Annotated in this window: 21 protein-coding genes and 3 pseudogenes; 15 read left to right on the forward strand and 9 right to left on the reverse strand. The window is 48.4% G+C overall.

The features are described 5' to 3' along the window. Positions 1-31: 31 nt before the first annotated feature. The 6 genes and pseudogenes from BQ1619_RS01750 to BQ1619_RS08580 form a co-directional block, all read right to left on the reverse strand. Entirely contained in the window at positions 32-325 is a 294-nt protein-coding gene (locus BQ1619_RS01750) for a hypothetical protein (protein ID WP_114663466.1), read from the reverse strand. Between the two features lie 13 nt (positions 326-338). Further along, positions 339-1,595, reverse strand: a pseudogene (gene moeA / locus BQ1619_RS01755) (molybdopterin molybdotransferase MoeA). Beyond that, entirely contained in the window at positions 1,592-1,885 is a 294-nt protein-coding gene (locus tag BQ1619_RS09520; protein WP_231968432.1) for a glycosyltransferase family protein, read from the reverse strand. Before BQ1619_RS09520 ends, moeA begins: the two are co-directional and overlap by 4 nt. 10 nt (positions 1,886-1,895) lie before the next feature. Then, on the reverse strand, positions 1,896-2,195 hold the full coding sequence (locus BQ1619_RS09525) for an NTP transferase domain-containing protein (RefSeq protein ID WP_231968433.1): 300 nt from the start codon (positions 2,193-2,195) through the stop codon (positions 1,896-1,898). Then, positions 2,195-2,895, reverse strand: a pseudogene (locus BQ1619_RS01765) (GTP 3',8-cyclase MoaA); the annotation flags it as partial. The gene BQ1619_RS09525 and the pseudogene BQ1619_RS01765, both read right to left, overlap by 1 nt. Then, positions 2,862-3,014: a hypothetical protein gene (locus BQ1619_RS08580; RefSeq protein WP_162784576.1), complete on the reverse strand. Its 153-nt coding sequence runs from the start codon at positions 3,012-3,014 to the stop codon at positions 2,862-2,864. The pseudogene BQ1619_RS01765 and the gene BQ1619_RS08580, both read right to left, overlap by 34 nt. Here BQ1619_RS08580 and BQ1619_RS01770 point away from each other — a divergent pair. Together BQ1619_RS01770 and BQ1619_RS01775 are read left to right on the forward strand one after the other, a co-directional pair. Continuing rightward, the gene (locus BQ1619_RS01770; protein ID WP_114661906.1) at positions 3,013-3,609 is read left to right on the forward strand and encodes a Maf family nucleotide pyrophosphatase; all 597 of its coding nucleotides are present in this window, start codon (positions 3,013-3,015) and stop codon (positions 3,607-3,609) included. The two genes, BQ1619_RS08580 and BQ1619_RS01770, sit on opposite strands and share 2 nt — an antisense overlap. Before the next feature lie 3 nt (positions 3,610-3,612). Further along, a complete protein-coding gene (locus tag BQ1619_RS01775) occupies positions 3,613-4,383 on the forward strand; it encodes an SAM-dependent methyltransferase (protein WP_114661908.1) in 771 nt (256 codons plus the stop codon). Positions 4,384-4,412: 29 nt separating this feature from the next. Here BQ1619_RS01775 and sppA read toward each other — a convergent pair whose 3' ends face one another. The 3 genes from sppA to BQ1619_RS01790 are packed head-to-tail and all read right to left on the reverse strand — an operon-like array spanning position 4,413 to position 7,064. Continuing rightward, the gene (gene sppA / locus BQ1619_RS01780; RefSeq protein WP_114661910.1) at positions 4,413-5,360 is read right to left on the reverse strand and encodes a signal peptide peptidase SppA; all 948 of its coding nucleotides are present in this window, start codon (positions 5,358-5,360) and stop codon (positions 4,413-4,415) included. A 10-nt stretch (positions 5,361-5,370) separates the two neighbouring features. Then, a complete protein-coding gene (locus BQ1619_RS01785) occupies positions 5,371-6,033 on the reverse strand; it encodes an HAD-IA family hydrolase (RefSeq protein WP_114661912.1) in 663 nt (220 codons plus the stop codon). A 23-nt stretch (positions 6,034-6,056) separates the two neighbouring features. Further along, on the reverse strand, positions 6,057-7,064 hold the full coding sequence (locus tag BQ1619_RS01790) for an RluA family pseudouridine synthase (RefSeq protein ID WP_114661914.1): 1,008 nt from the start codon (positions 7,062-7,064) through the stop codon (positions 6,057-6,059). A gap of 460 nt (positions 7,065-7,524) precedes the next feature. Between BQ1619_RS01790 and BQ1619_RS01795 the strand changes: the two genes are divergently transcribed. The 13 genes and pseudogenes from BQ1619_RS01795 to rnc all read left to right on the forward strand — a co-directional run bounded on the left by BQ1619_RS01795 (position 7,525) and on the right by rnc (position 21,757). Then, positions 7,525-10,137, forward strand: coding sequence for an Rne/Rng family ribonuclease (locus tag BQ1619_RS01795; RefSeq protein ID WP_114661916.1), 2,613 nt, complete (start codon positions 7,525-7,527; stop codon positions 10,135-10,137). Positions 10,138-10,212: 75 nt separating this feature from the next. Continuing rightward, positions 10,213-10,434 (forward strand): annotated as a pseudogene (locus BQ1619_RS01800) (radical SAM protein); the annotation flags it as partial. Positions 10,435-11,050: 616 nt separating this feature from the next. Beyond that, on the forward strand, positions 11,051-11,230 hold the full coding sequence (gene rpmF, locus BQ1619_RS01810; RefSeq protein WP_011902241.1) for a 50S ribosomal protein L32: 180 nt from the start codon (positions 11,051-11,053) through the stop codon (positions 11,228-11,230). A gap of 91 nt (positions 11,231-11,321) precedes the next feature. After that, positions 11,322-12,335 carry a phosphate acyltransferase PlsX gene (plsX, locus tag BQ1619_RS01815; RefSeq protein ID WP_114661920.1) on the forward strand — a complete coding sequence of 338 codons (1,014 nt, stop codon included), beginning with the start codon at positions 11,322-11,324 and terminating at the stop codon, positions 12,333-12,335. Next, positions 12,332-13,318: a beta-ketoacyl-ACP synthase III gene (locus BQ1619_RS01820; RefSeq protein WP_114661922.1), complete on the forward strand. Its 987-nt coding sequence runs from the start codon at positions 12,332-12,334 to the stop codon at positions 13,316-13,318. Before plsX ends, BQ1619_RS01820 begins: the two co-directional genes overlap by 4 nt. A gap of 71 nt (positions 13,319-13,389) precedes the next feature. Further along, positions 13,390-14,298 carry an ACP S-malonyltransferase gene (fabD, locus tag BQ1619_RS01825; protein WP_114661924.1) on the forward strand — a complete coding sequence of 303 codons (909 nt, stop codon included), beginning with the start codon at positions 13,390-13,392 and terminating at the stop codon, positions 14,296-14,298. 66 nt (positions 14,299-14,364) lie between these two features. Next, the gene (gene fabG / locus BQ1619_RS01830; protein WP_114661925.1) at positions 14,365-15,108 is read left to right on the forward strand and encodes a 3-oxoacyl-ACP reductase FabG; all 744 of its coding nucleotides are present in this window, start codon (positions 14,365-14,367) and stop codon (positions 15,106-15,108) included. A 102-nt stretch (positions 15,109-15,210) separates the two neighbouring features. Further along, positions 15,211-15,450 carry an acyl carrier protein gene (gene acpP / locus BQ1619_RS01835; RefSeq protein WP_114661926.1) on the forward strand — a complete coding sequence of 80 codons (240 nt, stop codon included), beginning with the start codon at positions 15,211-15,213 and terminating at the stop codon, positions 15,448-15,450. Between the two features lie 21 nt (positions 15,451-15,471). Beyond that, positions 15,472-16,719, forward strand: coding sequence for a beta-ketoacyl-ACP synthase II (gene fabF / locus BQ1619_RS01840; protein WP_114661927.1), 1,248 nt, complete (start codon positions 15,472-15,474; stop codon positions 16,717-16,719). A gap of 49 nt (positions 16,720-16,768) precedes the next feature. Beyond that, a complete protein-coding gene (locus BQ1619_RS01845) occupies positions 16,769-18,211 on the forward strand; it encodes a DegQ family serine endoprotease (protein WP_114661928.1) in 1,443 nt (480 codons plus the stop codon). 136 nt (positions 18,212-18,347) lie between these two features. Next, positions 18,348-20,153 carry a translation elongation factor 4 gene (gene lepA, locus BQ1619_RS01850; protein ID WP_114661929.1) on the forward strand — a complete coding sequence of 602 codons (1,806 nt, stop codon included), beginning with the start codon at positions 18,348-18,350 and terminating at the stop codon, positions 20,151-20,153. Beyond that, positions 20,153-20,959, forward strand: coding sequence for a signal peptidase I (lepB, locus tag BQ1619_RS01855; RefSeq protein WP_114661930.1), 807 nt, complete (start codon positions 20,153-20,155; stop codon positions 20,957-20,959). The genes lepA and lepB overlap by 1 nt, the downstream gene beginning before the upstream one ends. 6 nt (positions 20,960-20,965) lie before the next feature. After that, positions 20,966-21,757: a ribonuclease III gene (gene rnc, locus BQ1619_RS01860; RefSeq protein WP_114663467.1), complete on the forward strand. Its 792-nt coding sequence runs from the start codon at positions 20,966-20,968 to the stop codon at positions 21,755-21,757. The last annotated feature ends 19 nt before the right edge of the window (positions 21,758-21,776 follow it).

Below are 21,776 nucleotides of genomic sequence, written 5' to 3' on the forward strand. Positions count from 1 at the left end.
TTTCGAAAAGGTTGCCGGAGAATATCAATGATTACTCGGCATCTACTTCTTCTGGTAAATCGCGTAGTGCTAGCTCAACGCCACCGAATTTTTCAGCAACCCAGTTATAGACTTTGCAAGCAATCCACAGCAAGGCAAAACCCAGTAACGCATTGAGAATTAATGCGGACAAAACGGTAAATCCAGGGATTGCACCATCTCTGATGAGGGCAACGAATAATGCCAACAGCACGATGGGCACTGAGAAGCAGAGGTAAACCAATACCAGTGTTTTAGCGGTATGGGTTGGATCGAGAAAGGCGAGTTCTTTTTTGGTAAGTTTCATGATGACCGCAATCTTAAAGCAGTCCATCAAAAAGCGCTATATCTACTAGGTCACCCGGAGCAACATTTCCTTGGTCGTGACCCAGAATGACAAAACAGTTTGCCTCGCTCATGGAGCGCAAAATGCCCACCCCTTGACTGCCAGTCAGTCGCACACTTGGCTTGCCATCAGCATTGCGCCCCAAGATGGCGCGTTGAAATTCGGTGCGACCAGGTTTCTTACGAATCGCTGTTTCGGCAATCGCTTGAACTAGTGGAGGCATTGTTTGAGTGGCCCCATTGAGTTGCAGCAGTGCGCTGCGAACGAGCTGATAAAAAGTCACCATAACGGCAACAGGGTTACCTGGTAAACCAAAAAATAGGGTTTTGCGGGCAGGCGATTTTCCAGAAGCCAACATCACCCAGTTCTTGCATGATTTGTTTGGTGAAGTCTGCTTCACCAACAGAGACGCCACCAGATGAAATTAATACATCGGCTTTAGAGACTGCTTCGATGAATGCTTGTTTTAGTGAAGCAGGATCATCACGCACAATTCCACAATCGATAATGTCTAGATCTAGACGATTGAGTAAGCCAGTAAGACTGTAACGATTGCTGTCATAGATGCTGCCAGGATCCAGGGTCTGACCCAAGGAACGTAATTCATCTCCCGAAGACAAAATAGCGACTTTGAGCTTGCGCCGAACATGAAGCGTGGCGATACCAAGGGATGCTGCCAATCCTAAATCCGAGGGTCGCAATAACCGACCAGCAGCAATTGCAGGTTTGCCTTGTTGTAAATCCTCGCCACGCAGGCGACGATTTTCCCCTGCCTTCAATTGATTTGACTGAAATCGAACGAATTGATTGTCGTTGCTCGTTGTGAATTCCTGAGGGATCACGGTGTCGCAATCCGCAGGCATGACGGCGCCTGTCATGATTTTGAGGCATTCACCTTGAGCAATTTTGCCCTCGTAAGGTTTGCCAGCCAAAGCAGTGCCAACAATCTTTAATGAGATCTCAGCGCTATTTTGATTCAGGCATTGGCCATTAAATACAAAGCCATCCATCGCTGAGTTATCAGCAACGGGACATCAATGGGTGAAAGGAGATCGCGCGCTAGAACCCGATTAATTGCTTGATCTAGTGGAACACTCTCGATATCGGCAGGATCATTGATTGCAGCGGATTCTTGGAGTAATTCATCGACAAGATCTGCAATCGCCTGACGAGCTTCATCAACATGAAGTGATGACGTCAGCAAGATGGGGTTATTGGGAGAATGCTTCATGCTGAAATGGCTTCTAGTGATTTCAATTCTTCTAGAGTATTGACGTTTGCAAATACTTGCTCATCGTCGAATACGACAGTGCTGCTCTTAATTTCTTGAAACCAACGATCAATTTTGAAATCGCCTTTACGCAAAAAAGCATCCAACGATTCTTGTAAATTAGCGCGCATTAGGCAGAACACTGGTTGTGCCCAAACCCTGTCATCGACACCTTTGGTCGAGGCATAAACCAATTGAAAATCGCCACGTTCAAGTTCGGCGGTAAGCTTTATGCCGAGATTTTGGGGCAATAGCGGTGAGTCACAGGGTGTGGTTAGTAGGTATGGTTTTACAGGCCTTGAGCCCCACCGAGAATCCTGCAAGTGGCCCAGAAAAATCGGGGGTCTCATCCAGAATTACTGGGTAGCTATAGACGGCGTATTTGGTGATATTACGGTTGGCGTTAATCAGGATGGATCCAACCTGGGGCCTTAGGCGGGAGATGGTCGATTCAATTAAGGGTTTTTGGTGAAATGGAATTAATCCTTTATCGATTCCGCCCATTCGTTGGGCACGACCGCCAGCCAGAATGAGTCCGGTTATATTTTTAGCAGTAATCATTAGCCACCAATGTAAGACATTTCAACTTTACGAGAATTGGATTTCAGACCTTCCGTTTGCGAGCCCCGAATTTCAGAATAGTGATTATTGCGTCCAGACCAGGTATTCATGATGGCGTTCGCAATTTCTAAATCGGTTTTATCAGAGCGCAATAAGGATTTGAAACAAACCCCTCATTCGCAAACAAACATAGATACATTTGGCCATCAGTAGAAATGCGTGCACGCGTGCATTCATGGCAGAAGGTTTGTGTCACGCTGGATATCATCTGATTCATCTGCATAACGCCAACGCTGGGCTACCTCACCAGGGTAGTTTGGTTCCATTGACTCCAGCGGAAATGTTGCATGGATCCTCGAGATAACCTCTTTAGATGGCAATACTTTTGCCATATTCCAACCATTCGAGCTACCAACGTCCATAAATTCGATGAAGCGCAAAATAATACCGCTGCCCTTGAAATGGTTTGCCATTGGCACGATCTCGTGATCGTTCGTTCCTTTTTTCACCACAATATTGACTTTGATGTTCTCAAAGCCAGCGTCTTGCGCGGCAGCAATGTCATCCAAAACATCGGCCACCGAAAATCAACATCGTTCATTTTGCGAAAGATGTCATCGTTCAAACCATCGAGACTGACGGTTAGCCTTTGCAATCCCGCTGCTTTTAAGGAAACTGCTTTTTTGCGCAAGATGCTACCACCCGCTTCAAAGCGCTTGGATCTGCCGATAACTCCACTTGAGGTAAAACTTGATTACGATTCATGACATCAGTCCAAATCAAGGCAAGTGCAAAATCTGCAGTAATCACTAAATTCATGAGTTCATCGAATAACCCACCGTTAATTTTGGCATCCACTTCGGTCTACCGTCGCGAGCTTTTAACTCGCTTACGCATTCCATTCGAAGTGGTCTCACCCAAGGTCGATGAGACACCACTTACTGGCGAGACCACGCTGGACCTAGCGTTGCGATTGGCGAACGCCAAAGCTGCAGCAGTTGCAAAAATACACCCCGATACCTGGGTCATTGGCTCTGATCAGGTTGCCGATCTTTGTGGTGCTGCGATAGGTAAACCCGGAAATTTTGATAGAGCGCTTGCACAACTTCAACTCATGCGCGGGCAAACCATCACCTTTCATACTGCACTCTGCTTGATGAAAAACGATGTTCACACCACCCTGAGCATTCCCACGGAAGTGACTTTTCGCAAACTCTCCGACGATGTTCTAGAGAATTATTTGCGCGCAGAAGAGCCCTACGACTGCGCGGGAAGCGCAAAGTCTGAAGGCCTCGGAATCAGTCTATTGGAGGCGATTAAAAGCGATGATCCAACCGCCCTAATTGGCTTGCCACTCATTGCGCTGACGGGTTTATTGCGAGATGCAGGTTTCGCTATTCCGGCTACCAAATAGATTATGGCAACGCTCGGCACACTCTATTTAATTCCGAATACTTTAGGCAATGACGCTCGTGCAGAGCAATTACCTTGGGTCTTATCAAGTGAGACGATTGCCTGTACTGCAAAGCTGCGGCATTGGATTGCCGAAGATGCTAAAACAGCGCGGGCATTTTTAAAAGCAATCGATAGCATCTCACCACTCGCTTGCGCCATTCAAGAAATGCAAATGTCGGAATGGCGCGGCACATCCCGTCATGCAAAGTATGGTGACGCCGTTAAACCTGCTGACTTACTCAAACCATTACTGGCTGGTAACGATATGGGTTTGATGTCCGAAGCAGGTGTTCCAGGCGTCGCTGATCCTGGTGCTGAATTGGTTCTCGCGGCCCATCGCTTCTGTGCGCAAGTCAAACCATTAGTGGGGCCAAGCTCGATCCTGCTTGGCCTGATGGCAAGTGGTCTTAACGGTCAGCGCTTTGCTTTTCAAGGCTACCTCCCGCAGGGAGCTCCAGAGCGAAGCGCCAAACTCAAACAACTTGAGACTGAGTCCCGCAAATTGAAACAAACCCAGATTTGGATCGAGACGCCGTACCGCAATACCGCCATGCTGCTGGCGTGCACTCAAGCGTTAGCACCGCAAACATTGCTTTGCCTTGGTGTAGACCTTAGCCTTCCATCGGAGATGATTGCCACACTCTTCATTGCAGAGTGGCGCAAGCGCTACCCAAATGAAGCGGCCTGCGCAGCACTACAAAATAGGCCAACGGTATTTCTGCTGTTGGCCTAGTGATTCATTCATTAAATATATTCTGACTATTACTTGAGGTCTGGTGATTTGACCAAGGCCTTGCCCGCTGCTGCACCTGCCTCAGCACCAAAACGTTTGGCGACGCGCTCCGCAAAGTTTTCTTTCATGGTGTAGTCCAGTACATCGGGCGCCTTAAAGATGTCGCGAGCAACCGAGTCAACTGTGCCATAACCATCTACCAAGCCCAACTTAACTGCCTGCTCACCATTCCAAATGCGACCTGAAAATAAATCGGGTGCATCCTTTAAGCGATCACCACGACCCTCTTTCACTACCTGAATAAATTGTTGGTGAATTTCGTCGATCATCTTTTTCACCATCTCGACTTGCTTGGGCTCTTCCTTGCTAAAAGGATCGAGCATGCCTTTGTTTGATCCAGCGGTAATCATGCGTCGTGTGACGCCCAACTTATCCATCAAACCAGTAAAACCAAAGCCCTCCATGATCACTCCAATGGAACCCACCAAGCTCGCTTTATCGACCAGAATTTGATCTGCGGCAACCGCCGCATAGTAACCACCGGATGCGCAGATATCCTCCACCACTACATAAAATGGCTTCTTGGGATAAAGCTTACGTAAGCGGTGAATCTCATCATTAATCATGCCCGCTTGAACTGGCGAACCCCCTGGACTGTTTATGCGCAAAATGACGCCGGCACTATGTTCATTTTCAAATGCCGATACCAAAGAAGAATTGATATCCATCGCATTGGCCATCGAGCTAGATGAGATTTCTCCCTCCAAAGTCACCATCGCTGTATGTCGCTCAACGCCCATGCCACGACCAGGAATATGAAAATCAAATACCACGAGCACCACTGCAATAATCACCAACAAAGTCAGTACACGAAGTACCGCTTTCCAGCGACGCGCCTTACGAGTCTCTTTGAGATTCTCTAAGAGCAAATATTCTAGGGCTTGACGCTCCCAGTTTGGATTGGAGTTATTTTCCATATGGATTCCTCTATAGATTCTTTTCAAGCCATTGAGCCAGTTGCGGAACATCATCGACATGCGCAAGCGATGGCGATGCTTTTAACGTATCTGGTGGGTGGGCACCATAGGTCACCGCAATGGCATCAACGCCGGCATTGGCTGCCATATCTAAATCGTGAGTCGTATCCCCGATCATCAACATCCGACGCGTAGGCACTTGGGTTGCATCGGATAGCTCGAGCAGCATTCCCGGATGGGGTTTGGAGAAAGACTCATCCGCTGTGCGTGTTTCGTGAAAGAGATGTCCAATCTGATGGTGCTTAAGCGAACGGTCTAGACCAACGCGCGATTTGCCAGTAGCTACCCCCAAGAGATACTGATCGCTTCGGAGCTTTTCTAGTAACTCACGAATACCCACAAACAAATCCAGTTCGTGATCTTTTGCTAAATAGTGATAACGAAAACGATCCGTCAACTTTGGAAAGTGCACTGGTTCAATCCATGGGACTGCGCGTCGCAACGAATCCTGGATGCCTAACCCAATCACCGAGCTGGCCAAAGAATCATCCGGCTCTTGAAAACCCAAATCGCGGCACACTTGCTGAATGCAGTGCACGATCGTTGGCGTGGAATCCATAATCGTGCCGTCCCAATCCCAAATAGCGACGATTGGCTTCGATCCTTCAGACATTGTTCATGCGTTTCAGTTGCGTTTTATTGCTCAAAATTTTGCATCATGGCAGTAAATTCTGCTGGCAGCGGTGATTCAATTCGCATCTTTTCACCAGTACGAGGGTGCGTAAAACCCGCCAAGTGTGCATGCAAATATAAGCGCTTCGATTTAATAAGCTTATCTTGGTCTTCAAATCCATATTTATCGTCGCCCAAAATCGCATGACCTAATTTTTGCAGATGTACCCGAATTTGATGAGTGCGGCCCGTTTTCAGCTGCGCCTCAGCCAGCGTCATGGCAGCGTCTGCGCGCGTAAATATTTTGGTAACACGCAAAGCCGTATGGCTGGGTAATCCATCGGGATCCACTCGCACCCTTCTCTCACCATTGGCAAGGAGATATTTATGCAAAGGGTATTTCAATTGCATCACTTGCGCACCCTGCTGAATTTCACCGTGTGCCAGTAAATAGTAGCGCTTGTCCGTTTGACCCTCACGAATTTGGCGATGCAATTCCACGAGCGCACTGCGCTTTTTTGCCAGCAGCAATACTCCGGAAGTATCGCGATCGAGGCGATGAACCAATTCCAAGAATTTCAATTTTGGTCGAGCAATCCGCAACGCCTCAATTACACCCAAGGCAATCCCGGAGCCGCCGTGTACCGCCAATCCAGCAGGCTTATCCACAATTAGTAATGCCTCATCCTCAAACAAAATGGGCATCTTCTCAGAAAAGCCTCGGGCACGAGATTTGGTTTTGGCAGTATTAACTGCCGCCATTTGGGCTGGCTCGGCAATTCGGACCGGGGGAATTCGTACAACATCTCCCTCAATCAAGCGAGTCGTTGGCTCAGCCCGTTTTTTGTTAATCCGAACCTCACCCGAGCGAATAATCCGATAAACGTGACTTTTGGGGGCTCCTTTGGCCCAACGCAGTAAATAGTTATCCAAACGCTGACCAGCTTCCTCTGGACCAATGGTTTGCAAATGGACTGCAGCGGGAGGGGGCGTTTTTACCTTGGAAGGCTTGGATACTGGGTCGGATTTCATGATTTTGCTCCCTTGTCGCCTCGGAAAAAGACGATAAGGGACTCAACAATACCCCATTGTCATTCAACTTATGCCGTACAATCAACGCTCTAGCCAATTTATTCGCTAGATACCCGCCAAAAAAATGGCGTGAATTGTGGGGCTTGGAGTCGCCTTTTAATAGACTCTCGGGGTTGCCCCTCCCCCGTTGCAATGAGGCACAGGGTTGGTGTGCCGTATGCCGCGACCCGCGATTAGATGACAGTTTTCAGGCGCGCGCCTGCATGGATGACCTAAAGGAGGTCTCTGCGGCGATCGTCAAGTGTGGCACCGATTTAACCAACAGTTAACGAGGTGAACTAGGAAAAAAGTGCCTTATTTGCATGATCCACACTCATACACCGCCATAGGCTTGCCTATGCGGCCAATAACTGACCCCTAACGCATCGCGCTACTCCCACCTCCCCCATAGGAGAGTGTTATGAAACGCATGTTGTTTAATGCAACTCAACAAGAAGAGTTGCGAGTTGCCATCGTCGATGGTCAAAAACTCATTGATATTGATATCGAAGCTGCCGGTCGTGAACAACGTAAAGGCAATATCTACAAAGGTGTTATCACCCGCATTGAGCCCTCTTTAGAGGCCTGCTTTGTGAACTACGGCGAGGAGCGTCATGGCTTCCTCCCCTTCAAAGAAGTTGCCAGAGCCTATTTCAAAGAGGGTATTGATGTGCGCAATGCGTCCATTAAGGATGCCCTGCGTGAAGGTCAAGAAATTATTGTTCAGGTAGAAAAAGAAGGGCGTGGCCAAAAAGGTGCCGCCCTCACCTCTTTTATCTCTTTAGCGGGTCGTTACTTGGTGTTAATGCCCAACAAACCACGGGGTGGTGGCGTCTCCCGTCGCATTGAAGGCGAAGACCGTCAAGAACTGCGCGAAGCCATGGCTCAATTAGAGGTGCCTGATGGCATGAGCATCATTGCCCGTACTGCTGGTATTGGTCGTGATGCTACCGAATTGCAGTGGGACTTAAGCTACCTCTTGCAATTGTGGAAAGCCATTGATGAAGCTGCTAAGGGCAATTCAGCCCCGCTATTGATTTACCTCGAGTCCAGCTTGGTGATTCGTGCGATCCGCAATTACTTCCAACCGGATATTGGCGAAATCCTGATCGATACCGATGACATTTACGAGCAAGCTGCTGCCTTTATGTCGGTGGTGATGCCAGATAACTTGCCACGAGTAAAGCGCTATCAAGATGATGCGCCGCTCTTCTCACACTTCCAAATTGAACATCAGATTGAGATTGCCTATTCACGCACTGTGCCACTACCATCGGGTGGCGCGATTGTGATTGACCACACTGAAGCACTTGTTTCTGTAGACGTGAACTCTGCACGCGCTACCCGCGGTTCCGATATTGAAGAAACAGCGACTCGCACAAATTTAGAAGCTGCCGATGAAATCGCCCGACAAGCCCGTTTGCGCGACTTAGGCGGCTTGATCGTGATTGACTTCATTGATATGGAGTCCAGCAAGGCTCAGAAGGATGTTGAGAATCGCCTACGCGATGCTCTGCGTCATGACCGTGCGCGCGTTCAAATGGGCAAGATCTCTAAGTTTGGCTTGATGGAAATGTCCCGCCAACGTTTGCGCCCAGCGTTATCCGAAGGCAGTCATGTCACCTGCCCACGTTGCAATGGCACTAGTCACATTCGTGATACCGAATCTTCTGCATTGCAAGTTCTACGCATCATTCAAGAAGAGGCAATAAAAGAAAACACAGCGGCGATTCATACGCAGGTTCCAGTCGAAGTGGCTGCGTTCCTGCTCAATGAAAAGCGTGCAGAAGTCATCAAGATTGAGACTCGCTTCAAAGTTAATGTCTTGTTAGTACCGAATAAGTATTTAGAAACACCGCACTATAAGTTAGAGCGTTTGCGTCATGATGATCCTCGTTTGGATGATCAAAAGGCTAGCTATGTCATGTCTGAAGAAGCAGCACGCGAATTAGAAACTGACACTACAGTTAGTCGTAAAGATGCGGATGTAAAAGCGCGTCCTGAAGCTGCAGTCAAAGGCATCACCCCAACGCAACCAGCACCAATCAGTCAGCCGCAGCCAGCACGCGCTGAGAAGGCTGCTGGCGAGAGTTCTGGTGGTTTCCTTGGTTTCATTAAGAAACTCTTCACCTCCAGCCCAGCTGCAGAAGAAAAACCTTCACCAAGTAATGGCCGTGGTCGCAACCAAGGGCGTAATGGTGATCGTAATCGCGGTCGCAATCGTCGCGGTGAGCGCAACGGTGATCGTGCAGAGCGCTCCGCAGCAAATGCTGGAGAGGGTACTACTGAAACTAATAGCAATCGTGGCCGCAACAACCGCAACGGCAACCGTAACCAAAACAATCAAAGTAACCAAAATGGCCCGAAACCAGAACGTCAAGCGAATCCCGCTGCCGTAACGCCTGCCACCGAAGCAACTCCTGGTAGTGAAACAACTTCAACGGCTGATAGCGATGAGCGTCGCGGTCGTGGATGTAACCGAAATGATCGTGGTGAGCGCACCGAAATTGGTGATGGCGCAACTGCGGCAACAGCCGCCCCATCTGCAAGTCCTTTTAGAAGGCCTCCCGTTGGTATGGCCGGCGCATCCGTTTCAATGCCGATTCAAAACATTGTCAATAGTTTTGGTGATAATCTGGTTGCCGAAAAATCTGAGCGCAACGAGAGGCCAGCACGCGCACCGAGTCAATCAAATCGTTCTGAAAAAACTGCTGGCTCAGCATCATCAGCAGCACCAGTAGCACCGCTTGCAGTTGTAGCTACTGCAACAGCGATTGAAGTGATTGCAAAACCAGCGCCAGAACTGCCAAAAGTTGCTTTTCAAGCGCTTGAAGAAACGCCATTGCATAGCGTTGTGCAATCCGCTGGAATGATTTGGGTCGCTACCGATGCTTCGAAGCATACAGAAGCGCAAAACCAGATTCAGTCTGAACCCGTCATTCATAACGTCGGCAGAACACCAAAGCCAGCGGCCACGCTTCCAGAAGGCCCAATGGTTCTAGTTGAAACTGGCGGCCAAGAAAAAACGGTCTAAGGCTTTTTCTTTTTCTCCAGACCGCCTCGTATCCCAAAAGGATATTGGGCGGTTTGGCAGAAACTCCGTTTCACAGATCAAAACTATTCGTATTTAGCACACAAAGAATTACTCAGTTTTGAAGAAATTACCCGCCTGTCCAACATCTTCGCAACCCTGGGCGTTGAAAAGATTCGCCTAACCGGTGGCGAACCGCTGCTTCGTAAGAACTTAGAAGTATTAATCGAAATGTTGGCTGCCGTCCGCACTCCAGCAGGCAAACATTTGGGTCTCACCTTCACGACTAACGGATTTTTGTGCTCCGCAGACCTATCAAGGTGCTGGTTTTTTAGGCATCTCGGATCTGCCCAGGCTGGCTGAGGAAGTTTCTACAGTTGCATCAGGGGACGGCTTTAATTGGGAAGTTCAAACCCATTTTGGGATTCCCCGGGGGTTGAGCCCCGTCAAATCTGCAATTAGGCCTCAACGGGCGCCTACATCTGATATGCCAGCGGTGTTTACAGGATTGCGCTGTAGATTTAGCTGAAAAACGGCGTTTTATCATTCTGGCAACTGAAGAAGAGGCGGATCACTATCCAGTAGAGGACGAGGACCAAGAGCCCTTGGTTGCCAGTCAGCAATTTAACTTTTGGAGACCATTGAGGATGAAATTTTGCTCTCTATCCCTTTGATTCCAAAGCATCCCGAGGGCTTTTGTGAGTCCCATCTCCTGGCTTTGGGGGGCGAAGAGCCTGAAGAAGTTTCTTCTGAACGGGAAAATCCCTTTAACATATTGAAAAATATGAAGAAAAACTAAATTTGGGATGCCGCTTTTGGCTTTTGGGATGCCCCGTTGTTTTTGCTCACTTCATTGATAAATCAAGCATTTAGACGCTTTTCCGTGCTAGAATGTCGCCTTATTTAGGAGTTCATTATGGCCGTTCAACAAAATAAAAAATCACCTTCCAAACGTGGCATGCATCGTGCGCACGACTTTTTGACCGCACCTGCTACGGCTGTTGAAGCCACTACTGGTGAGGCTCATTTGCGCCACCACATTTCACCTAACGGCTACTATCGTGGTCGTAAAGTTGTTAAAACCAAAAACGACTAATTTCTTAGTCTAAACAGATCGAAGCGGCTCCATTTACGGCCGCTTTTTCTTGGATAACGTCGGTTAACCACTTGCTGCAATCGAACAGTTTATGAGCGTTACTCTCGCTATCGATGCCATGGGCGGAGATCATGGAGTCGTCGTGACGGTTCCCGCTGCCTGCGATTTTCTAGAAAAACATACTGATGTGAAGATTGCCTTAATTGGCGATCCAGAGTTAATTTCACAAATATTAAGTAAGTCCTCTAAGGCGCCAGTAAAGCGCATTCAAATTATTCCTGCAAGTGAAGTGGTATTGATGGATGATCCCATTGAAATTGCTTTGCGCCGTAAAAAAGATTCATCCATGCGCGTTGCTATAGAGCAGGTTAAAGAAGGCGTCGCAGATGCAGTGATCTCGTCTGGTAACACCGGCGCATTAATGGCGATTTCTCGTTACATATTGAAAACATTAGATGGCGTAGACCGCCCGGCTATCGCTGCTGCGATACCGAATGAACTTGGGCGCGGCACAACGATGTTGGATCTGGGCGCAAACGCCGATTGTGAGCCCATACACTTAGTGCAGTTTGCACAAATGGCCAACGTGATGGTTCAGGTTGTTGATGGCAAACCCATTCCTTCGATTGGCCTTCTCAATATTGGCGAAGAGGTCATCAAAGGCAATGAAGTAGTTAAGCAAACCAGTGAACTTCTGCGTCAAACAAACTTAAACTTTTACGGCAACGTTGAAGGAAATGACATCTTTAAAGGCACCACCGACATTGTGGTGTGCGATGGATTTGTTGGTAATGTTGTACTCAAGGCCAGCGAGGGTCTTGCGAAAATGATGAGCGGCATGATCCGTGAAGAATTCAATCGCTCTTGGCTTACAAAATTGATGGCTGTTTGCGTTATGGTGCCATTATTACGAGTACGTAAACGTGTCGATCATCGCCGTTATAACGGCGCGGTATTGTTGGGTCTTCGCGGTTGCGTTATTAAGAGTCATGGTTCTGCTGATCGCTTTGCATTTGGTTTTGCATTAGAGCGCGCTTATGAAGCCGCTAAAAATCGGATGGTTGATCGTATTGCTGCAGCCTTTGTAGCGGAGACAACAGAATGAGTATTTTTGCGAGAGTAGCTGGAACAGGAAGTTATCTTCCGGCGCAACGTTTAACGAATCAAGACCTAGTGGAGCGTTTAGCAAAATCGGGTTTAGAGACTAGCGATGAGTGGATTACGACGCGCAGCGGAATTTCGGCGCGCCATTTTGCTGCCGATCACGAACTAACCAGTGATTTGGCAGTCAAAGCAGCGCAAGCAGCGCTGACTAGCGCGGGCATCACTTCCAAGGATATCGATCTGATTATTTTGGCAACCTCGACTCCAGATCATTTGGGTGGTTTTCCGAGTACTGCTTGCGTCGTGCAAGATAAATTAGGTGCTCATACTTCTTGCGCCGTATTTGATGTGCAAGCAGTTTGCGCGGGATTTATGTATGCATTAGCTACAGCAGATGCATTTATTCGGACAAGCGCATACAAAAAAGTATTGGTAATTGGTGCCGAAACATTTTCTCGCATCTTGGATTTTCAGGATCGTGGCACCTGTGTTCTCTTTGGTGATGGTGCAGGTGCAGTAGTGCTTGAGGCCTCTACTAAAGCTGGTATTTTGTCGTCTGCATTGCATGCTGACGGTAGTCAACGCGATATTTTGTGCGTTCCGGGTCGCGCAGGTAATGGCGTTGTTCATGGTTCACCATTTATGACGATGGACGGTCAAGCTGTCTTTAAGTTAGCAGTGAAAGTGTTAGAGCAAGTTGCGCATGAAGCGCTGGAAAAAGCCAAACTCAAACCTGAACAGATTGATTGGTTAGTCCCACATCAGGCAAACATTCGTATCATGGAGGGCACTGCTAAGAAGATGGGCATATCAATGGATAAAGTGATTGTGACAGTACATGAGCATGGCAACACATCCGCAGCATCGATCCCATTGGCTCTTGACGCAGGTGTTCGCTCTGGCCAAATTCAACGTGGTCATCACCTCTTGTTAGAGGGTGTTGGCGGTGGTTTTGCTTGGGGCGCGGTTGCTTTGAAGTATTAATTCTCTCCAATGGTTTTCAGTTCGCGTTAATCCGTATTTAATCGATTCCAATTCTTTACTAAATTCACCCTATGACATTTGCATTCGTTTTCCCAGGACAAGGCTCTCAATCTGTTGGCATGCTCAGTTCCATTGCTGAGCGCCCCGAAGTGCGAGCAACATTGCAAGAGGCTTCCGAGGCTTTGGGTGAGGATGTGGCGAAATTAATCGCTGAAGGTCCTGCCGAAGCATTGTCATTAACTACGAACACCCAACCAGTAATGCTGACTGCAGCGATTGCGTTTTATCGCGCATGGCTAGCAGCGGGAGGCCCTGTTCCAAAGGTCATGGCAGGCCACAGCTTGGGTGAGTACTCAGCCTTAGTTGCCGCTGGCGTGATTTCGTTTAAAGATGCCGTTCCCTTGGTGCGTTTTCGTGCTGAAGCGATGCAGACGGCTGTGCCTGTCGGTACCGGCGGCATGGCTGCCATTTTGGGTTTGGATGACGCAACTGTGATTCAAGTGTGCGCGCAAGCGAGCGCTGAATCAGGCGGGGTTGTCGAGGCAGCGAACTTTAATGCACCCGGCCAAGTAGTCATAGCTGGTGCAAGTGATGCTGTAGCAAAAGCATGCGAACTTTTAAAAGTAGCGGGTGCTAAACGTGCGTTGCCGTTGCCAGTATCTGCACCATTCCATTCTTCTTTATTGCAGCCTGCTTCTGAAAAGCTCAAGGGCTATTTAGCCAACATTGAATTTAAAGCACCTACTATTTCTGTAATCAATAACGTGGATGTAGAAATTCTGAATGATCCTGCGGCAATCAAAGATGCTTTAGTGCGTCAAGCGGCTAAACCGGTTCGCTGGCAAGAAACCATTCAAGCGATGGTGGGTCAAGGGGTTAATCAAGTCGTGGAGTGCGGCCCTGGAAAAGTATTAGCCGGTTTGACTAAGCGTATTAATGACCAGGTGACTGGCGTGCCAGTATTTGAGAGGCGAGCTTGAATGAAGTGCTTGCTAGCTTAAAGTAAAAATAAAACACAGTATCAATAAAACACAGCGAAAGACATTATGAATCTCGACCTCAGCGGACAAATTGCCTTAGTCACTGGAGCTTCACGCGGTATCGGGCAGGCTATTGCAGATGAGTTAGTAAAGTGTGGCGCCAAAGTAATTGGTACCGCTACTTCTACCGATGGAGCCAGCGCTATCGATGCGCGTTTAAAACCTGCTGGCGGTGCTGGCTTGGTATTGAATGTCACTGCGCCTAATGCTTGCGAAGAAATTATTGATCGCATCGTGAAGAAGTATGGCGGCACTCATATTTTGGTGAATAACGCAGGCATCACGCGCGATAACTTAGCAATGCGCATGAAATCCGAAGAGTGGTCTGATGTCATCGATACGAACCTGAGTTCAGTATTTCGGTTATCCCAAGCAGCGCTTCGTCCAATGACGAAAGCACGTGGTGGTCGCATCATTAACATCACATCCATCGTGGGCCATATGGGTAATCCTGGTCAGGCAAATTACGCTGCAGCAAAGTCTGGTGTTTCTGGAATGACGCGCGCCTTAGCTCGCGAAATTGGCAGTCGTAACATCACGGTGAATTGCGTAGCTCCCGGATTTATCGATACCGATATGACTAGGGCACTGAGTGAAGAGCAGCAAAATGCACTAAAAGTGAACATCCCGTTGGCGCGTTTGGGTAGCCCTGAGGATGTCGCCCAAGCTGTGGCATTTTTAGCCTCTCCAGCAGCGGGGTACATTACGGGTAATACCCTACATGTCAATGGCGGGCTCTATCTGGCCTAACGGCAAAACGCGGATTTGGTCATTTTTTGGCGGTTTTGCTAATTACGTCCGCCAAACTGATAAAATCCTTCCATCGTTTTTTTACAACCCTTGGGGGACTTAATGGATAACATCGAACAACGCGTTAAGAAAATCGTCGCTGAGCAATTGGGCGTCGCTGAAGGAGATATCAAGAATGATTCTTCTTTTGTGAATGACCTGGGCGCTGACTCTCTTGACACTGTTGAGTTGGTAATGGCTTTGGAAGATGAATTCGGCATCGAAATTCCTGATGAGGAAGCTGAAAAGATCACCACCGTTCAACTCGCGATCGACTTCGCTAAATCAAAAGCTCAGGGTTAATTCCCAAGCTTACGCATTACTGTGTCAGCATCAAATGGCCGACGCCGGATAGTAGTCACCGGCCTTGGCCTCATCTCACCTGTTGGTAATTCTGTTGATGTAGCTTGGTCTAATTTGCTTGCGGGCAAATCGGGCATTGCTACGATCACCAAGTTCGACCACGCTCCACTTAGCGTTCATTTCGCTGGAGAGGTGAAAGATTTCAATGTCGAAGAATATGTTTCTGCCAAGGAAGCGCGCCATATGGATACGTTTATCCATTACGGTATCGCCGCTGGCACGCAAGCTATTCGCGACAGTGGCCTGAAAGTAACCGATCAGAACGCCGAGCGTGTTGGCGTCATGGTTGGCTCAGGCATTGGCGGTTTGCCCATGATTGAAGAGACGAGCGCCGAGCATTTAGCCCGCGGTCCTCGTCGTATCTCACCATTCTTTGTGCCAGGATCAATCATTAATATGATTTCTGGGCACCTCAGTATTTTGTTTGGACTAAAAGGCCCTACCATTGCGGCTGTTACTGCATGCACAACAGGTTTGCACAGCATTGGTTTGGCTGCGCGTCTGATTCAGTACGGTGATGCTGATGTCATGATTGCTGGCGGCGCCGAATCCACTATCTCCCCGTTGGGTGTTGGTGGCTTTGCTGCTGCGCGAGCACTCTCAACACGCAATGATGACCCTGCTACTGCTTCACGTCCCTGGGATAAGGACCGCGATGGTTTTGTGCTTGGTGAAGGTGCTGGCGTAGTGGTGTTAGAAGAATATGAGCACGCAAAGGCACGTGGCGCGAAGATTTATTGTGAGCTCAAAGGTTTTGGTATGAGTGGTGACGCGTACCACATGACTGCTCCCAATATGGATGGTCCGCGTCGTTGCATGGTCAATGCAATGCGTGACGCTGGCATTAACCCAGATCAAATCCAATATTTAAATGCTCACGGTACTTCGACCCCATTGGGCGACAAAAATGAAACGGATGCTATCAAAGCGGCGTTGGGAGACCATGCCAAAAAAGCATTGATTAATTCCACTAAGTCGATGACTGGCCACCTATTGGGTGGGGCGGGGGGCTTGGAGTCGGTTTTCACGATTCTGGCGTTTCATCACCAGAAATCACCCCCTACCATCAATATCTTCAACCAAGATCCTGAGTGCGACTTGGACTACTGCGCCAATTCCGCCAGAGATGTGAAGATTGACCATGCAGTCAAAAACAACTTTGGCTTTGGTGGTACTAACGGCACCTTGATTTTTGGTAAGCTGACCTAATACTCTCTTTATCACCATTTTTTGGTTTTTACCAAGTAGGTCACGCATTATGAAAAAGCACTTAATTGCGCTCATGACTGTTTTGAGTCTGGGGCAAATGTCATTTATTGCGCCAGCCGTTGCGCAAAATCCTCGCGTCACTATTCCGGACTTTGCGGATTTGGTTGAGCGCGCTAGTCCCGCTGTAGTAAATATTCGGACGACTGAAAAGGTCATGGTGCAGCAGCAAAGCGGCATTCCAGGAATGCCAGAGGATCAAGCAGAATTTTTTCGCCGTTTCTTTGGTGTGCCTATTCCAGGCATTCCGAATGGTCCTAAACAATCTCAGCCAAATTCGGGCAAGCCGCAAGAAGCGGAGCGTGGTGTTGGTTCAGGTTTTATTATCGAATCAAACGGTTTAATTTTGACGAATGCACACGTTGTGGAGGGTGCGACAACGATCTATGTCACGCTGACAGATAAACGTGAGTTCAAAGCGAAGTTGCTTGGCATGGATAAGCGCACGGATGTCGCGGTAGTCAAGATTGATGCTCGTGAATTGCCCAAGCTTACTTTGGGCGACTCATCAAAAGTGCGTGTTGGCGAATGGGTATTAGCGATTGGCTCCCCGTTTGGTCTAGAAAATACTGTGACGGCTGGCATTGTGTCTGCCAAGAGTCGAGACACTGGCGACTATCTCCCATTTATTCAAACGGACGTTGCGGTTAATCCCGGAAACTCTGGTGGCCCCTTATTAAATACTGCCGGTCAGGTGATTGGCATTAATTCTCAGATCTTTAGCCGTTCCGGTGGCTACATGGGAATCTCCTTTGCCATTCCAATTGACGAAGCTATGCGAGTAGCTGATCAACTGCGCACAAATGGAAAAATGACACGTGGTCGTATTGGTGTGGCGCTTGGTGAAATGACAAAAGATGTTGCTGAGAGTTTAGGTCTCGGTAAGCCGCGAGGCGCCTATGTGCGTAACGTTGAACCAGGTGGACCAGCGGCAGCAGGTGGTATTGAGTCCGGCGATGTGATTTTAAGTTTCAATGGTCGTGATATTGCTAAGTCGACGGACCTGCCGCGTATCGTTGGCGATACAAAACTGGGCACCTCGGTTCCAGTGCAAGTGTGGCGCAAAGGTGCTACGCGTGAATTAACGGTCACCGTTACCGACATGGAGTCAGCGCAGGTTGCGAAAAAAGCCGATGCTTCAGCGGGTGGCGGAGGTAGTGCGAATTCTATGGGTGTGATCGTCACCGATGTTTCAGACGCCAAAAAGAAGGAGCTCAACATCAGAGGCGGCGTTGAGGTGACTGGCTTAGGTGACGGTCCCTTGGCTAGAGCGGGCGCTCGCCCTGGGGACGTGATTATTCGGGTGGCCGATACCGATATTTCGGGAGTAAAGCAGTTTGAGGCTCTGGTTAAAGGCTTGGATCCCAACAAGGCGGTTGCAGTCTTTATTCGCCGGGCTGATAGCACTCTGGTCGTACCGGTTCGACCAAAATAAGCCCTTTTTTGGGTAAAAAATGGGGTTTGGCGCCTTTTGGGCGCCACCCATTACAATCCCTTTAAGATGGCTTTTTGCAGCGCATCATTGTGGTGCGTTCTGACAAGGCGTTTTTGGAATCACTGAATAAGACGCTATGGATTTAATCCGCAATTTTTCTATCATCGCCCATATTGATCACGGCAAATCAACGCTTGCGGATCGCATTATTCAACTCTCCGGTGGTCTCTCTGATCGCGAAATGGAAGCCCAAGTACTCGATTCGATGGATATCGAGCGAGAGCGTGGCATCACGATTAAAGCGCAAACAGCAGCGCTAAATTACAAGGCGAAGGACGGCAAGACTTACAACATCAATTTGATTGACACCCCGGGACACGTTGATTTTTCTTATGAGGTGAGTCGGTCTTTGTCTGCCTGTGAGGGTGCTTTATTAGTTGTCGATGCCAGTCAAGGTGTTGAGGCTCAAACAGTTGCAAATTGCTACATGGCCCTTGAGCTCGGTGTTGAAGTGGTTCCCGTTCTGAACAAGATTGATTTGCCACAAGCCGATCCTGATCGCGCGAAGAAAGAAATTGAAGATGTCATTGGTATTGATGCATCGGAAGCGGTCACTTGTTCGGCCAAGACAGGTATGGGCGTTGCGGATGTCATTGAAGAAATGATTGCGAAAGTGCCACCGCCAAAAGGTGACGCAGCAGCGCCCCTGCAGGCGTTGATTATTGACTCTTGGTTTGATAACTATGTTGGTGTTGTCATGTTGATTCGGGTTGCGAATGGCACCCTAAAACCAAAAGAAAAAATTACATTGATAGCCAATGGCTCAACCCATTTGGTAGAGCATGTTGGCGTGTTTAGCCCGAAATCGGTAGATCGTCCTGAGCTTTCTGCGGGTCAAGTGGGCTTCGTGATTGCCGGTATTAAAGAATTAAAAGCGGCAAAAGTGGGTGATACCGTTACGCACGCTTCTGGACAGCAAGGGCGCGTTCCTGCGGCTGAACCTTTGCCCGGTTTTAAAGAGGTGAAACCACAAGTCTTCGCTGGTTTGTACCCAGTCGAGGCAAGTGAATACGATCAGTTACGCGAGTCGCTGGAAAAACTCAAGCTCAATGACGCATCCCTCTTATATGAGCCTGAGGTATCTCAAGCTTTAGGATTTGGTTTCCGATGCGGTTTCTTGGGTTTGCTCCACATGGAGATCGTCCAAGAACGCTTAGAGCGCCAGTACGGGATGAACTTAATTACGACTGCGCCAACTGTTGTCTATCAAGTTGAGCAGTCGGATGGCACCACCATCATGGTGGATAACCCATCCAAGATGCCTGAGGTCAGCAAGATCGATACTATCTTGGAGCCGATCGTTACCGTGAATCTTTACATGCCTCAAGAGTATGTGGGTTCGGTGATTACGCTGTGTGTTGGCAAGCGGGGTATTCAGACGGGGATGAACTATTTGGGTCGCCAGGTTCAGTTAACGTATGAATTGCCAATGGCCGAGATCGTGTTGGATTTCTTTGACAGACTGAAATCGATTTCACGTGGTTATGCCTCGATGGATTATGAGTTTAAGGGGTATCGACCTGCCGATGTGGTGAAGGTGGATATCTTGATTAACGGCGATCGTGTAGATGCATTGTCCGTGATTGTTCATAGATGTAATAGTCAGTCACGTGGCCGAGAAGTGGTTTCTAAAATGCGCGGCATTATTCCTCGTCAGATGTTTGATGTCGTTATTCAAGCGGCGATTGGTAGCAATATCGTCGCGCGTGAAAATGTGAAAGCATTGCGCAAGAACGTTTTGGCAAAGTGTTATGGCGGTGATATTTCTCGTAAGCGCAAACTCCTGGAGAAGCAAAAAGAGGGTAAGAAGCGCATGAAGCAAGTAGGTAACGTAGAGATACCGCAGGAAGCTTTCCTGGCAATTTTGCAGGTGGAAGAATAATGAATTTTGCGCTGATCCTCTTTATCTTGGTGATCGTCTCAAGTGTTGCCTGGGTAGCTGACAGAATGTACTTCGCCCCCCAGCGCAAGCTAGCTGGTATTGATCGTATGCCGCCTTGGCTGGAATACACAGCTGGATTCTTTCCAGTGATTTGCGCAGTTTTTGTATTGCGGTCTTTCATTGTGGAGCCATTCAAGATTCCATCAGGATCGATGATTCCAACACTGCAAATTGGCGACTTTATTTTGGTCAATAAGTTCACTTACGGTATTCGCTTGCCAGTTATTAACCAAAAAGTGGTTGATCTGGGATCGCCCAAGCGTGGTGACGTAATTGTGTTTCGTTACCCACGTGACGAATCCGTTGATTACATCAAGCGTGTAGTAGCTATTCCTGGCGACGTCATTACGTACCAAGATAAACGCTTAATCATCAATGATCAGCCCTTGCAATACAGTGGCGGTGAAGCTTATCTCGATCCTGAGAATATGCGTTACGCCAAACGCTATACCGAAACATTTCCGGTAGATTTGGGCGGTAATCGTCACGAGATTCTGAATGATCCTGATCGTCCAGCAACTGTATTTCCAACAGAGCGTTTCCCAGGTGCTGAGTTTTGCCAATACCAACCCTCAGGCTTAACGTGTAAGGTGCTACCAGGCCACTACTTCGCGATGGGTGATAACCGTGATAACAGCGCGGACTCCCGCTACTGGGGTTTTGTGCCTGATAAGAACATTGTTGGACGAGCCTTCTTTGTTTGGCTTAATCTGGGCAATCTGGGCCGCATCGGTGGCTTTGAGTAAATGATCATGAGTGCGCGCGCCGTTATCGAAACCGCACCGTTGCAAAAGCGCCTCGGCTATACCTTTAAGAAGCCTGAGCTTTTGCATCAAGCACTGACTCATCGTAGTCATAGCAAGAAAAATAACGAGCGCTTAGAGTTTTTAGGGGATTCCATTCTGAATTGCGTGGTCGCAGACCTTTTGTATGAGCGTTATTCTGATTTAGATGAAGGCGATCTTTCGCGTGTTCGGGCAAATTTAGTAAAGCAACAAGCTTTATATGAGATTGCTCAGACCTTGTCGTTATCAGACTACCTACGTTTAGGTGAGGGCGAATTGAAAAGTGGAGGCATCCGTCGCCCCTCCATACTTGCGGATACGCTAGAGGCCGTGACAGGCGCTATCTTTCTCGATGGTGGGTTTGAAGCGGCTAAGGGATGCTTGCGTAAGCTGTACTCAATTATTCTGGCGCAAGTCGATTCAAAGAGCTTGGGCAAGGATGACAAAACACTACTACAAGAGTGTTTGCAAAGCTATCAACTGCCCTTGCCAACCTATAACGTTACTGGGACCAGTGGCGCTGCACACAATCAGCAATTTGAGGTGGAGTGTTTAATTCTGAGCTTGAAGGTATCGGTCAAAGGTGAGGGTGCATCTCGCCGCGCGGCTGAACAGTCAGCTGCCAAGACTGCATTGCTTGCAGTACTCAAGGCCTTGCCACAAGAATCTCGCAAGCCCAAGAAGACTCGCTCAGCAAAGAAAAAAGCTGCCAAAAAAGAAGCGACCGAAGGTCAATTAAATCTGAAGCTAAAGGGCTAATCGTGTTTAGATGCGGCAC

The sequence above is a fragment of the Polynucleobacter necessarius genome (genome assembly GCF_900095195.1).
In the GTDB taxonomy this organism is placed as follows: domain Bacteria; phylum Pseudomonadota; class Gammaproteobacteria; order Burkholderiales; family Burkholderiaceae; genus Polynucleobacter; species Polynucleobacter necessarius_G.

Excerpts from the sequence above, each read along its gene's own strand:
- lepA (WP_114661929.1), top strand. The coding sequence starts at position 18,348 with ATGGATTTAATCCGCAATTTTTCTATCATCGCCCATATTGATCACGGC.
- BQ1619_RS01750 (WP_114663466.1), bottom strand. The coding sequence starts at position 325 with ATGAAACTTACCAAAAAAGAACTCGCCTTTCTCGATCCAACCCATACC.
- BQ1619_RS01775 (WP_114661908.1), top strand. The coding sequence starts at position 3,613 with ATGGCAACGCTCGGCACACTCTATTTAATTCCGAATACTTTAGGCAAT.
- BQ1619_RS01770 (WP_114661906.1), top strand. The coding sequence starts at position 3,013 with ATGAGTTCATCGAATAACCCACCGTTAATTTTGGCATCCACTTCGGTC.
- BQ1619_RS01845 (WP_114661928.1), top strand. The coding sequence starts at position 16,769 with ATGAAAAAGCACTTAATTGCGCTCATGACTGTTTTGAGTCTGGGGCAA.
- BQ1619_RS08580 (WP_162784576.1), bottom strand. The coding sequence starts at position 3,014 with ATGAATTTAGTGATTACTGCAGATTTTGCACTTGCCTTGATTTGGACT.
- rpmF (WP_011902241.1), top strand. The coding sequence starts at position 11,051 with ATGGCCGTTCAACAAAATAAAAAATCACCTTCCAAACGTGGCATGCAT.
- BQ1619_RS01790 (WP_114661914.1), bottom strand. The coding sequence starts at position 7,064 with ATGAAATCCGACCCAGTATCCAAGCCTTCCAAGGTAAAAACGCCCCCT.
- BQ1619_RS01785 (WP_114661912.1), bottom strand. The coding sequence starts at position 6,033 with ATGTCTGAAGGATCGAAGCCAATCGTCGCTATTTGGGATTGGGACGGC.
- rnc (WP_114663467.1), top strand. The coding sequence starts at position 20,966 with ATGAGTGCGCGCGCCGTTATCGAAACCGCACCGTTGCAAAAGCGCCTC.
- acpP (WP_114661926.1), top strand. The coding sequence starts at position 15,211 with ATGGATAACATCGAACAACGCGTTAAGAAAATCGTCGCTGAGCAATTG.
- BQ1619_RS01795 (WP_114661916.1), top strand. The coding sequence starts at position 7,525 with ATGAAACGCATGTTGTTTAATGCAACTCAACAAGAAGAGTTGCGAGTT.
- lepB (WP_114661930.1), top strand. The coding sequence starts at position 20,153 with ATGAATTTTGCGCTGATCCTCTTTATCTTGGTGATCGTCTCAAGTGTT.
- BQ1619_RS09525 (WP_231968433.1), bottom strand. The coding sequence starts at position 2,195 with ATGATTACTGCTAAAAATATAACCGGACTCATTCTGGCTGGCGGTCGT.
- fabG (WP_114661925.1), top strand. The coding sequence starts at position 14,365 with ATGAATCTCGACCTCAGCGGACAAATTGCCTTAGTCACTGGAGCTTCA.
- sppA (WP_114661910.1), bottom strand. The coding sequence starts at position 5,360 with ATGGAAAATAACTCCAATCCAAACTGGGAGCGTCAAGCCCTAGAATAT.
- fabD (WP_114661924.1), top strand. The coding sequence starts at position 13,390 with ATGACATTTGCATTCGTTTTCCCAGGACAAGGCTCTCAATCTGTTGGC.
- plsX (WP_114661920.1), top strand. The coding sequence starts at position 11,322 with ATGAGCGTTACTCTCGCTATCGATGCCATGGGCGGAGATCATGGAGTC.
- BQ1619_RS01820 (WP_114661922.1), top strand. The coding sequence starts at position 12,332 with ATGAGTATTTTTGCGAGAGTAGCTGGAACAGGAAGTTATCTTCCGGCG.